A 12021-nucleotide genomic window follows, 5' to 3' on the forward strand; every position below is an offset into this window, starting at 1 on the left:
TTCAATGAATGAAGCGCAGCCATCGACAGCTATTGCCGCTTTCAATAATCGCCCTTGCGCCCGATCTCTTCGACACGCGCCACCACTTCGGCGCGCACGGGTTCGCTCACGAATAGCGAAATGTCCCCGCCATAGAGCGCGATTTCCTTTACCAGCTTGCTCGCGATCGGTTGCAGAGAGACATCTGCCATCAGGAAAACGGTTTCAATATCGTCATCCAGTTGCTGGTTCATACCGGCCATTTGGTATTCGTATTCGAAATCCGCCACGGCCCGCAATCCGCGAATAATGACGTTGGCTTTCTGTCGCTGCGCGAATTTGACGAGCAGCGCGTTGAAGCCGACGACCTCCACGTTGCTCAGGCCCATTGCCGCAACTTCCCGCTCCACCATGGCAAAGCGTTCCTCGGTCGAGAACATGGGGTTCTTCGACGGGTTGGTCGTCACACCGATGATAAGTTTGTCGACCAGTTTGGACCCGCGCCGGATGATATCCGCGTGGCCCAAAGTAATCGGGTCGAATGTTCCGGGATAGATCCCGATACGCTCAGTCATTCCTGTATCCTCTCCCAGATGACACTGCCTTCGGTATTTTCTCCGGTCTCAGTCATCTGGAGTTTCTGCCTATAACCGGCCTCACCTTCGGCGACCAGTTCTCCCTCTGGATTGGTGGCAAAGCCTTTAGCTTGCGCTTTTTCGCGAAGCCCGGCGAGGCAATCGGCAGAGACGGCGAATGCGGTCCAGTGATTGTATGCGATAGGCTCATTGCGAAATGCAGATCCCAAAACCCTTGCGTCGCTGCACGCGGCAACCTGGAAATGATCGCTGAGACAAAGCGCCTGCCCCTCCGCATCGCGTTCACAGGACGCCGGATCGTGCGCAATTTCTGCGTCATACCCGCACGCGGACAAAGTCAGCACGGCCAGCACAGTGGAAGACCGCGCAGATGCCCGGATTTTCAACGGTCCCGCTCAACGATAAAGCGTGCAAGGGCGCGCAGCATGTCCGCCTCTTCGCCGTGGCTGGCGAGGTGGCCGATGGCTTGGTCGACAAGAGCGCGCGCCTGATCGCGGGCCTGATCGACCCCCATCAGCGTGACGAAGGTTTGCTTGCCCTGCTCTTCATCCTTGCGCAGCGCCTTGCCCGCTTTTTCCTGATCTCCGGTGACATCCAGCAGATCGTCCGCAATCTGGAATGCAAGACCGATATCGCGTGAATAGGCCCGCAGGTGGGCGCGAGCCTCTGGCGCAACCTTGCCCATGATCGCGCCCATTTCCACGCTAGCGGCCAGCAACGCGCCCGTTTTGAGCTGCTGCAGGCGCGTGATGGAATGAAGGTCGTATTCGACTCCTTCCTCGTCTGCGACCATGTCCATGATCTGACCGCCAGCCATGCCGTTCATACCGCTCGCCATGCCCAGCGTGGCGATCAGCTCGCTGCGAATGAACGGATCAGCGCTGGTTTCGGTGTCAGCGAGAATCTCAAAGGCAAGCGCATGCAGCGCGTCACCTGCAAGCACGGCAGTCGCCTCGTCAAACACCTTGTGCAGGGTCGCCTTACCGTGCCGCAGGTCATCATCATCCATGCACGGCAGATCGTCATGGATCAGTGAATACACATGGATCGATTCCACTGCAGCCCCGGCTCGCAAAGCGGCAGTGCGATCAACGCCGTACATTTCCGCCGTGCTTACCAGCAGCAGCGGGCGCACCCGTTTTCCGCCGCCGATCGTGGCATAACGCATCGCCTCGACCAGCCGCGCGCGGGTATCGTCTGGTTCTGGCAGGAACGCGTCGAAAACCGAATCGATCTCGCGCTGAACCCGTTTTAGCCCGTCGCCAAGCGTATCTGCCGCAGCCTCTGTCACAGACATCAGTTATCACCGTCCAGAGGGACAGTGCCGCCCGGCTTGCCATCGGCGCCCGTCACGATTTTCTCAATCCGGGCCTGCGCTGCATCCAGCCGTTTCTGACAGGCAGCGCGCAATTGCTCGCCCCGCTCGTATAAAGAGATCGAATCGTCCAGCGGCACATCGCCGCGTTCAAGCTGGGTAACGATGGCCTCAAGCGCGCGAAGCGCCTCTTCAAAGCTCATCTGGGTGATATCATCCGCTTGCTGTGCGGAACCATTTGCCTCGTCCATGCGCTAAAGCATTGGCCGCAGGGTACATCCCGGTCAAGGTCCAGAGATTGAGATACAACGACATATATCGATACAACGGCTGCTCGACACACGCGGCTGACAACAGGGAACCTGCCAATGCTGCAATATCTAATCGCCTTCGCCATCGCAGCCATCGTATTCGGCGTGCTCGACGCAATGTGGCTGAGCTGGGCCGGACCAAACCTCTACCGTCCGGTGATCGGCGAGATCATGGCGGAGAAATTCAATGTCGGAGCGGCCGGGGTGTTTTACGTCATCTATCTGTTCGGCATGATCTGGTTCGCAATCAAACCGGGTCTGGATAGCGCCTCGGTCGCCACCGCGCTGCTGAACGGCGTTCTTCTCGGAGGGCTGTGTTACGCCACGTTCGATCTGACAAGCCAGGCGGTGTTTAAGGTTTGGGCGACGAAAATATCCGTCATGGACATCATGTGGGGCGCATTCGCCACCGGCACGACCAGCGCGATTGCGACCTGGCTAACCTTGCGCTTTACCAGCTAACCAAATCGCCATAGACCCGCGCGCATGTTTATCGGACATTTCGCACCGGCCTTCGTCGCAGCAGCCGTCAGCCCGAAAGGGCCCAAGCTCGCGGTGTATTTTATCGCTGCCCAGCTTGTCGATTGGGGCTTTTTCGCATTTGCCCTAATCGGCATAGAGCGGATGCGGGTTGATCCCGGGGCGACAACGATGGTCCCGTTCGATCTATACCACATGCCTTACACCCACTCGCTGCTCGGCACTGCGATCTGGGCCACAGCTATGGTCCTGATCATTTTAATTCTTCAGCGCAATGTGCTGGGCGGATTGCTTGCAGGATTTGTGGTGATGTCACACTGGTTGCTCGACTTGATCACCCACCGCCCCGATCTGACGCTGGCGGGCGGAGACAAGACGTACGGGCTTGGTCTCTGGAATTACCCTTACGCGGCGATACCTCTGGAAATTGGCATCACGCTGCTTGCTTTCGTGATTTATCTCAAACGGACGCGCGGCCCGGTTGGTCCGCCGCTGATCCTGCTGATGGTGCTGCTGGCGTTTCAGGTGATCAACTGGTTCGGGCCTGAGCCTGCCTCTGCCGGTCCTGCCCTGTATCTTCAGGCGCTGCTTGCGTTTGCGATCGCAACCGGATTTGCATGGTGGGTCGGGGAGAACCGCTATTTCATTCGACGCGGTGGGTTGGCGGCAACGAACGTCTGAATTAAAGCGTCGCGCATGAGCGAAATTACCCCCGAAGTCGTCGAACAGCACGGTCTGAGCCCCGAAGAATACGAACGCGTCCTCGCAGGCCTTGGCCGTGAGCCGAATCTGGTGGAGCTGGGCATCTTTTCCGTCATGTGGTCGGAGCATTGCAGCTACAAATCATCGCGCCTGCATCTCAAGAAACTGCCGACCGAGGCACCTTGGGTGATTTGCGGTCCGGGGGAGAATGCCGGGATCATCGATATCGGCGATGGTCAGGCAGCGATCTTCAAGATGGAGAGCCACAACCACCCGTCCTATATTGAACCGTATCAGGGCGCGGCCACGGGCGTTGGCGGTATCCTGCGCGATGTCTTCACCATGGGCGCGCGCCCGGTGGCGAACATGAACGCGCTGCGGTTTGGCCGTCCCGATCACCCGAAGATGAAACATCTTGTTCAAGGCGTGGTCGCCGGCATCGGCGGATACGGCAATTGCGTCGGTGTGCCGACTATCGGCGGGGAGACAAACTTTCACCCCGCCTATGACGGCAACATCCTCGTCAATGCGATGACCGTGGGCGTCGCCGATACAGACAAGATTTTCTATTCCGCTGCGACCGGAGTGGGCAATCCCATCGTCTATGTCGGGTCCAAGACCGGGCGTGACGGCATTCACGGCGCAACCATGGCCAGCGCCGATTTTGAGGAGGATGCCGAGGCAAAGCGCCCGACCGTGCAGGTCGGCGACCCCTTCACCGAAAAACTGCTGATCGAGGCGTGTCTGGAATTGATGGCAACCGACGCCATCGTAGCGATTCAGGATATGGGCGCGGCAGGACTCACCTCCTCCAGCGTCGAAATGGCGACCAATGGCAAAGCTGGTATCAGGCTGGACATGGACAAGGTGCCGTGCCGCGAAGAGGGCATGACGCCATACGAAATGATGCTGAGCGAAAGCCAGGAGCGGATGCTCATGGTGCTTAAGCCCGGCAAAGAGGCGATGGCCGAGGAAATCTTCCGCAAGTGGGAGCTGGATTTCGCGATTATTGGCGAAGTGACCGATACGCGCCACATGGTGCTGGAATTTGGCGGAGAAGTTGTCTGCGACATCCCGCTCGGCCCGCTTGCCGCCGATGCACCCGAATATGACCGGCCTTATCTGTCGAAAGACGAATACAAGGAATGGGCAGGCATCGCTCCATTGGACAGCGTCCCCACAACCGATAATCCGGGCGCTGACCTGCTTAAAATGCTCGCCTCCCCCGCCCTCGCCTCGCGCGGGTGGATCGCGCAGCAATATGACAGCCAGGTCATGGGTGATACACTCCAGACCGGCGGCGATGCGGGCGTGGTCCGCGTCCACGGCACGAAAAAAGCGCTCGCCATGAGCACCGATTGCACCCCGCGTTATGTCCATGCCGACCCGTTCGAGGGAGGCAAACAGGCCATCGCGGAGGCATACCGCAACCTTTGCGCAGTGGGTGCGCGCCCGCTGGCGGTGACCAATTGCCTCAATTTTGCAAACCCGCAGCGTCCGGAGATTATGGCGCAATTCGTCCACGCACTTGAAGGAATGGGCGATGCCTGCCGCGCGCTCGATTTTCCGATCGTGTCGGGCAATGTCTCGCTTTATAACGAGAGCAAGGCGACTGGCGGCGGCAGTGCGATCCTGCCCACCCCGGCAATCGGCGGCGTCGGCCTGATCGATGACGCGGCAAAGATGGTGACATCCGCGTTCAAGGCGGAGGGCGATGCCATCTACCTGATCGCACCGGAATTCTGGGCGAAGCCTGATCCGACCCGCTCACACCTAGGCAAATCGCTATGGCTCGACATTGTAAAGGGACAGGACGCAGGCCGTGCGCCGCCCGTTGACCTGTCGGCAGAGCGCGGCGCGGGTCACATTGTGCTGCGCCTGATCGAAGCAGGCTTGCTGAGCGCGGTGCATGATCTGTCCGATGGCGGTCTGGCAGTGGCTCTGGCCGAAATGGCAATGTCCGGCGGCATCGGCGCGGAAGTCACCGCGAATGACGCCTATTCAGCGGCGCAGTGGTGGTTCGGAGAGGATCAGGCGCGCTACGTCATCACCGTCTCACCGGGCAATGCCGAGGCGTTCAACCGCATGGTCGCAGAGGGACCTGAAATCCCCGAGGCCGAAATGGTCGGGTTCCACCGCATCGGCACGGTCGGCGGTGACAGCCTGCTCGGCGTCTCGCTGGATGACATGCGCACGGCCCACGAAAGCTTTTTCGCTGAATGGATGGAAGCCTGATCGGCGGCGCCTGCTTTGGACTGGCTCCAACCTGTCCTGCATTATGGCGGCCACTGGCTCGCACCGTTCGCGATTGCGGCGCTGATCTGGCGCGGTAAATGCTGGAAAGCCGGTCTGGTCATCGCTGCGGGAAACCTGATCGACCTCGATCACCTGCTCGCCGATCCGATCTTCGATCCCAACCGGTGCAGCATCGGTTTCCACCTGCTGCACGGCTGGGAGGCCGCCCTCGCCTATGCCGTAATGCTGTTTGTCCCGCGCTGGTGGGTGCGCGCCTTCGCGCTCGGTGCCTTGTGGCATCTTGCGGTGGATTATGGCGATTGCCAGTGGATGAGCATTACCTAAAGCGGCAATTCGCTGGAAATCGTCTTCGGTTAGTTGAATACCGGCGGCATGAAAGATCATGACACCGTCCCGTATGCACTTGAGCGGCTGCCCGACGAAGATAGCATCGCCCGCGCAGCCGCTTTGCGCGACAGGTTGAAACAGCGCCGCAGCTGCCGGTATTTCTCTGACGAGCCGGTGCCCCGCGCGGTGATAGAGGCCGCCATCGAAGCCGCCGGGACGGCTCCCAATGGCGCGAACCATCAACCGTGGCATTTTGCCGTCATCGAAAGCCCGGAAAAAAAGCGCGCTATTCGGGAGGCTGCCGAGGCAGAGGAACGCCGGTTTTACGGGCAGGACGAGGATAAACCAAAAGCAAGCGATGAATGGCTCGATGCGCTTGACGATCTGGGGACCGATGCGGACAAGCCTTTTCTGGAAACAGCCCCTTATCTGATCGCGGTCTTCGCCCAGCGCAAAGGCGGCATCGAAGAAGACGGCAAGACACAGAATTACTACGTCAATGAAAGCGTCGGGATAGCGTGCGGGTTGCTGATCGCGACCCTGCACGAGGCGGGTCTGGCCACTCTCACCCACACGCCCTCGCCCATGGGTTTTCTGAGGGAAGCCTGCGAGCGCCCCGAATGGGAGAAACCGCTGATGATCGTGGTGGTTGGCCGGCCAAGCGCAGACGCAACTGTGCCGGCACATGCGCTAAAGAAAAAGCCGCTGAGCCAGATTTCAAGCTGGCTCTAATGACTTTTCGCAACTCGGTTCACACTGGCAAATTACGCGGAGGCGAGCTCGTCTTCGCCCGCGTTTTCCGTGGCGAGCATATTGTAGGGGTCGATGCCCTCCTCGCGCCAGATCCGGTGGCATTCGCGATAAAGCGTTGGCTCAGCGATATTGAGCGAAGCGCGCACTTCATCGAGCGGTCGCTTCAACAATTCGAGGATCGGCTGGTTGATCAGGCTGGGCGCGCCTTTGCCCGTAGCTTTCGCCTGACGGACAGCGCCCATCACCGGCGCTTTGCCGCCGCCTTTCAGGCCCAACGCGATTTTCTTGATATTAGCGGCCCCGGCATAACCGATCAGCAGGTGGCCCTGTGTGGGTGACTGGCCGTGCGTAAACAGCAGCACGCATTGCTCGCCCAGAGCATCGCGGCCATATCCGGTGAGGACGTGAAACAGATCATGCGTGTCGCGCGAACGATCGCCGAACCACTGCACCAGATCGGGATATTTCGCGCGGCCCAGCTTGTCCGCTTCGGCAACCAGACCCGCCGCGGAAAGCCCCTCGTTCTCCATGAAATCGCAATACGCATGGGCAAGGCTGCCCTTTGGCGTCTTGCGAAGCTGTGCATGGTCATCGAGGATTTCTGGCAGGTTCGGCTCGGTGCTGCGCAGAAACTCGCCGCGTTCTGACAAGGCAAGCTGTTCAACGCGGGGCATGAATCCCCGCGATGGCAGCGATTCGTAAATCTTGAAGACGAGGCTGGTGTCTTCCTTATTCTTCATCAGCAGGCGAAAATTCTTGACCGCGCGCGGCAGGGAATAACGCGGCTGCGGACGTTCGGGATGGCGCAGAACGGTGCCGTCTGCGGCGTGCTTGGATGAATAATCGGTTGCGGGCATGGTCACGGGCCTCTTCACTTCGTTCGTTATGACTGCCTACCAGCCATTACTTACACGAATGTAAATAGCAGAAATAGGTTCCAAGTCAAAACCCTTTTTCGGCACCCTCGCCGTAAGGTCAATCAGCAACCCAATCACGCTTGGGAATGCCGAGCAATGAAAGCACCGCTGTAAGGTCGCCGTTGTCGATCCGCCCGTTCGCTGCCGCACGCGCTTTCGGTTTGGCACGGTACGCAAACCCATATGTCGCCGCTTCGATCATCGGGATATCGTTGGCTCCGTCTCCAGTCGCCAAACTGTGCGTATTCACGCCAAGTTTGCCCGCTTCTTCGTGCAGAACAGCCGCTTTGACCCCGGCATCGGTGATATCGCCGACAAGCTGGCCGGTCAGCTTTGCGCCGTTCACTTCAAGCCTGTTTCCCACCACCCGGTGGAAGCCCAGCTCTGCTGCCACCGCGTCGGCAAAGTGATGGAAACCGCCCGTAACCAGCACGCACCGCGCACCGCGTGCAGCCAAGGTGCGTGTCAGAATGCGCGCACCCGGCGTCGCCGTGATGCGTTCGTCGAGGCAGGTCGCAATTGCGCTTTCATCCAGTCCTGCGAGCAATCCCACCCGCTCCCGCAAGGCGGTTTCGAAATCCAGCTCACCCTGCATGGCGCGCTCGGTAATATCGGCGATCTGCGGCTTCAAACCGGCAAAATCTGCTAGTTCGTCGATACATTCCTGTCCGATCATGGTTGAGTCCATGTCAGATACAAACAATTGCGGAACCGCGATGTCAGCCGCGCTCACCAATGCGTCACATGGCGCGAAGAATTGGTCGATACCCGCAAACACCGTCGCGGCGTCGCCTGCTGCAAATCGCATCTCCAGCACATCGCGCCCGACATCCAGCATGACTGCAGATGCCAGCGGCATTCCCTCGGCGGCAAAGCTGTCCGCCGCCGCATCCAGTCGGTTTTCAAGATCGGCAGTTTCACCTGCGCCAGTGTCTGCTATCAGGCGGGCAATGAGCACTAAGACATCTCCGAAAACGGCTTCACAAAATCGGCTCGCGCTCATCGCAGGGCCGACCGCCAGCGGCAAGAGCGCAGTTGCACTGGACCTCGCAAAACAGCGTGCCAAGTCCAAGCTGGATACGTGGATCATCAACGCCGACAGCATGCAGGTCTATGGCGATATCCCGATCCTGTCAGCCGCGCCGAGCGAGGCGGAGAAGTCAGTGTGCCCGCATCATCTTTACGGCGAATGGGATGGCGCGCAGGCCTGCTCCGCCGCGGACTGGGCGAGACGCGCCAAAGCCATTATCGCCGATGCACACGAAGCAGGTACTCTACCAGTTCTGGTGGGCGGCACGGGCATGTATATGAAAGTGCTGCTGGAAGGGATCGCCCCCATCCCTGCCATCGAACCCGAAGTGCGCGAAGTGGTGCGCGCTCTTGATACCGAAAGCGCCTACGCCGCTCTGATGATCGAAGATCCCGTCCGGGCAAGCGAGCTGGAGCCAGCGGACAGCCAGCGGATCGCCCGTGCATTGGAAGTCAAACGGTCGACCGGAGTGACGCTGGGCGACTGGCAATTGGCGAAAACGGGAGGCATTGGCGATTATGTCGACTTGCATACCGCGATCATGCTGCCGGAACGCCAATGGGTTTATGACCGATGCGACACCCGGTTTTCGATGATGCTGGATGAAGGCGCAATCGGCGAGGTCGAGGCGCTGCTTAAACGCGGGCTGCCATCCGACCTGCCCGTAATGCGCGCGATCGGGGTGCCGGAAATCGCGGCATTTCTGGCGGGCGATTGCTCTTTGGACGAGGCGACCGAGCGCGGCGCCCAGGCGACCCGAAACTACGCCAAGCGGCAATTCACCTGGTTCCGGCGGCAGTCGCCCGATCACTGGGCACAGATAGAGTCCGAAAATATCGACATAGCCACCCAATTCGCATCATTATTACGCAATTAACCGTTGACACGTTAGATTATAATCAATAGCGCAGCAAATATTGGTCCGGCGCGCGCCCCCTGCGTCGGGCCTCATTTTTTGTTACAAGCGCATACGGTTTCTAACCCAGACGACCCCCCACTCAGTCAACGCCAACGCAACAAAGGAAATAATTCGTGTCGGATCAGCCAAAGCCGGACAAGCAAACCGGCGCCGCCATCCTGACCCAGTGTCTCGTCGATCAGGGAGTCGAATTTGTCTTCGGCTATCCCGGCGGCGCGGTGCTGCCGATTTATGACGAGCTGTTCGGAGACGAGCGGCTGCGTCACATCCTCGTCCGCCATGAAGCGGGCGCGGCCCACGCGGCAGAAGGTTATGCGCGCTCCACCGGGAAGCCGGGCGTTGTGCTCGTCACATCCGGCCCCGGCGCGACCAACGCGGTCACTGGCATCGCAGACGCGTTTCTCGATTCCATCCCGCTCGTCGTCATCACCGGACAAGTACCGACCGCGCTTATCGGAACGGATGCTTTTCAGGAAGCGGACACGGTCGGCATCACGCGCCACTGCACGAAACACAATTACCTCGTAAAAGACCCGGCAGACCTTGCTGCCACCATCGAAGAAGCGTTTCGCATTGCCACAACGGGCCGTCCCGGTCCTGTGGTCGTCGATATTCCGAAAGACGTGCAGATTGCCGTTCCGTCGCAGCGCCGTGCATCGAAACTGTCGGCCTCGCATCGCTATGCCCCGCAGATGGCGGCCTCGCCCGAACATATTGTCGAAGCGGTCGAGATGATCGCAGCTGCCGAACGTCCGATCCTTTACACCGGCGGAGGCATCATCAATTCCGGTCCCGAGGCAAGCGAGCTGCTGCGCCGATTTCAGGATATTACCGGCGCGCCTGTTACATCGACGCTGATGGGCCTTGGCTGTTTTGCCAACACGCATCCCGACTGGCTCGGAATGCTGGGAATGCACGGCACGTTTGAGGCGAATATGGCGATGAACCGCTGCGACGTGATGGTCTGCATCGGAGCGCGTTTCGATGACCGCGTGACCGGCAGGCTGGATGCGTTTTCGCCCGACTCGAAGAAAATCCACATCGACATCGACCGTTCTTCAATCAACAAGAACGTCCCGGTCGATCTCGGCATCGTCGGCGATTGCGGCACCGTGCTGGGCCAGATGCTGGAGACTTGGGGCACGCGCAAGGCGCAGGATCTGGGCGAATGGAAAGCCCGCATCGCCGGTTGGCGTGCACGCGAATGCCTCTCCTATCCCGACAAATCCAAGAAAGACCCTTCGGCCATCATGCCGCAAAAGGCTGTCGAGCGCCTCTATGCCCTGACAAAGGACCGCTCGCCAATCATCACCACCGAAGTCGGCCAGCACCAGATGTGGGCGGCGCAGTATTTTGGTTTTGACAAACCGAACAAATGGCTCACCTCTGGCGGGCTTGGCACGATGGGATACGGAATGCCGGCGGCTATCGGCGCGCAGCTGGGCCATCCCGATGCGCTGGTGATCGACATCGCTGGTGAGGCTTCGATCCAGATGAACATTCAGGAACTTGGCACGGCGAGCCAATACCGCCTGCCGGTCAAGATTTTCATCCTCAACAACGAATATATGGGCATGGTCCGCCAGTGGCAGGAACTGACCTATGAAAGCCGGTATTCGAACAGCTATTCCGACAGCCTGCCCGATTTCGTCGCCTTGGCAGAGGCATATGGCTGGAAAGGCATCCGGATCGAACGCGAAGAGGATCTGGATGCGAGCATTCTTCGGATGATCGAGCATGACGGCCCCGTTATCGTCGATTGCTGCGTTGCCAAGGATGCGAATTGCTTCCCTATGATCCCGTCAGGCGCGGCGCATACCGAAATGCTGCTATACGGCGATCAGGTCGAAGGCACGATGGATGACGAGGCGAAGGCGCTGGTCTAACCGCCGCGTCTTTCAGGGGAACCCAGACATGAAAATCAAAAGCGCCGAGAGCGAACGCCACGTCTTGAACGTGACCGTCGATAACGAGCCGGGTATTCTGGCGAAGATCACCGGCCTGTTCACCGCGCGCGGATACAATATCGATAGCCTGACCGTGGCCGACATTTCGGACGATCACGCAATCAGCCGGATCACCGTTGTCACCAATGGCCCGCCAGAGGTGATCGACCAGATCGAAGCGCAGCTTGAACGGCTGGTCCCGGTTCACAAAGTCACCGACCTCACCACCGCCGGCCCGCATGTTGAGCGCGAGCTTGCCCTGATCAAGGTCGCCGGCACCGGGGAAAAACGGGTGGAGGCGCTGCGCGTGGCAGAAATCTTCCGTGCAAGCGTGGTCGACACGACCACTGAAAGTTTCGTTTTCGAGCTGACCGGCGCGCCGGACAAGATTGACAGTTTCATCGTCCTGATGCGCGACCTCGGCCTGGTCGAGGTTGCACGGTCGGGCGTGGTTGGAATGATACGCGGTGCCGCTGGCGCCTAAGGAGAA

14 protein-coding genes are annotated in these 12021 nt (G+C 59.6%); 8 read left to right on the forward strand and 6 right to left on the reverse strand.

All coding sequences use genetic code 11. The features are described 5' to 3' along the window. Positions 1 to 41: 41 nt before the first annotated feature. The 4 genes from coaD to ACGHU1_RS01560 are packed head-to-tail and all read right to left on the reverse strand — an operon-like array spanning position 42 to position 2141. Positions 42 to 554 carry a pantetheine-phosphate adenylyltransferase gene (gene coaD, locus ACGHU1_RS01545; protein ID WP_390582743.1) on the reverse strand — a complete coding sequence of 171 codons (513 nt, stop codon included), beginning with the start codon at positions 552 to 554 and terminating at the stop codon, positions 42 to 44. Further along, complete coding sequence (locus ACGHU1_RS01550; RefSeq protein ID WP_390582745.1) at positions 551 to 961, reverse strand: hypothetical protein; 411 nt, start codon at positions 959 to 961, stop codon at positions 551 to 553. Before ACGHU1_RS01550 ends, coaD begins: the two co-directional genes overlap by 4 nt. Beyond that, a complete protein-coding gene (locus tag ACGHU1_RS01555) occupies positions 958 to 1872 on the reverse strand; it encodes a polyprenyl synthetase family protein (RefSeq protein ID WP_390582746.1) in 915 nt (304 codons plus the stop codon). The genes ACGHU1_RS01550 and ACGHU1_RS01555 overlap by 4 nt, the downstream gene beginning before the upstream one ends. Beyond that, a complete protein-coding gene (locus ACGHU1_RS01560) occupies positions 1872 to 2141 on the reverse strand; it encodes an exodeoxyribonuclease VII small subunit (RefSeq protein WP_390582747.1) in 270 nt (89 codons plus the stop codon). The genes ACGHU1_RS01555 and ACGHU1_RS01560 overlap by 1 nt, the downstream gene beginning before the upstream one ends. Positions 2142 to 2258: 117 nt before the next feature. On the opposite strand from ACGHU1_RS01560, the gene ACGHU1_RS01565 reads away from it, so the two are divergent. Genes ACGHU1_RS01565 through ACGHU1_RS01585 form a run of 5 tightly spaced genes read left to right on the forward strand, consistent with a single transcriptional unit; the run spans position 2259 to position 6698 of the window. Then, entirely contained in the window at positions 2259 to 2663 is a 405-nt protein-coding gene (locus ACGHU1_RS01565; protein ID WP_390582749.1) for a DUF2177 family protein, read from the forward strand. A gap of 24 nt (positions 2664 to 2687) precedes the next feature. Beyond that, on the forward strand, positions 2688 to 3362 hold the full coding sequence (locus tag ACGHU1_RS01570) for a hypothetical protein (protein WP_390582751.1): 675 nt from the start codon (positions 2688 to 2690) through the stop codon (positions 3360 to 3362). 15 nt (positions 3363 to 3377) lie between these two features. After that, positions 3378 to 5618: a phosphoribosylformylglycinamidine synthase subunit PurL gene (purL, locus tag ACGHU1_RS01575; protein ID WP_390582752.1), complete on the forward strand. Its 2241-nt coding sequence runs from the start codon at positions 3378 to 3380 to the stop codon at positions 5616 to 5618. A gap of 15 nt (positions 5619 to 5633) precedes the next feature. Continuing rightward, positions 5634 to 5963, forward strand: coding sequence for a DUF6122 family protein (locus tag ACGHU1_RS01580; protein WP_390582753.1), 330 nt, complete (start codon positions 5634 to 5636; stop codon positions 5961 to 5963). Positions 5964 to 6011: 48 nt separating this feature from the next. Then, a complete protein-coding gene (locus ACGHU1_RS01585; protein ID WP_390582755.1) occupies positions 6012 to 6698 on the forward strand; it encodes a nitroreductase family protein in 687 nt (228 codons plus the stop codon). A gap of 32 nt (positions 6699 to 6730) precedes the next feature. Here ACGHU1_RS01585 and ACGHU1_RS01590 read toward each other — a convergent pair whose 3' ends face one another. Further along, positions 6731 to 7576, reverse strand: a complete 846-nt coding sequence (locus ACGHU1_RS01590) for a Coq4 family protein (RefSeq protein ID WP_390583172.1) — start codon at positions 7574 to 7576, stop codon at positions 6731 to 6733. Positions 7577 to 7694: 118 nt separating this feature from the next. Further along, a complete protein-coding gene (gene serB, locus ACGHU1_RS01595; RefSeq protein ID WP_390582757.1) occupies positions 7695 to 8594 on the reverse strand; it encodes a phosphoserine phosphatase SerB in 900 nt (299 codons plus the stop codon). On the opposite strand from serB, the gene miaA reads away from it, so the two are divergent. The 3 genes from miaA (at position 8587) to ilvN (ending at position 12015) form a co-directional block, all read left to right on the forward strand. Beyond that, complete coding sequence (miaA, locus tag ACGHU1_RS01600; RefSeq protein WP_390582758.1) at positions 8587 to 9543, forward strand: tRNA (adenosine(37)-N6)-dimethylallyltransferase MiaA; 957 nt, start codon at positions 8587 to 8589, stop codon at positions 9541 to 9543. The two genes, serB and miaA, sit on opposite strands and share 8 nt — an antisense overlap. Before the next feature lie 155 nt (positions 9544 to 9698). Continuing rightward, positions 9699 to 11471: a biosynthetic-type acetolactate synthase large subunit gene (ilvB, locus tag ACGHU1_RS01605; RefSeq protein ID WP_390582760.1), complete on the forward strand. Its 1773-nt coding sequence runs from the start codon at positions 9699 to 9701 to the stop codon at positions 11469 to 11471. 28 nt (positions 11472 to 11499) lie between these two features. Then, positions 11500 to 12015, forward strand: a complete 516-nt coding sequence (ilvN, locus tag ACGHU1_RS01610; protein ID WP_390582762.1) for an acetolactate synthase small subunit — start codon at positions 11500 to 11502, stop codon at positions 12013 to 12015. Positions 12016 to 12021 lie beyond the last annotated feature (6 nt).

The sequence above is a fragment of the Erythrobacter sp. MTPC3 genome, assembly GCF_042854385.1.
Lineage (GTDB): Bacteria > Pseudomonadota > Alphaproteobacteria > Sphingomonadales > Sphingomonadaceae > Erythrobacter.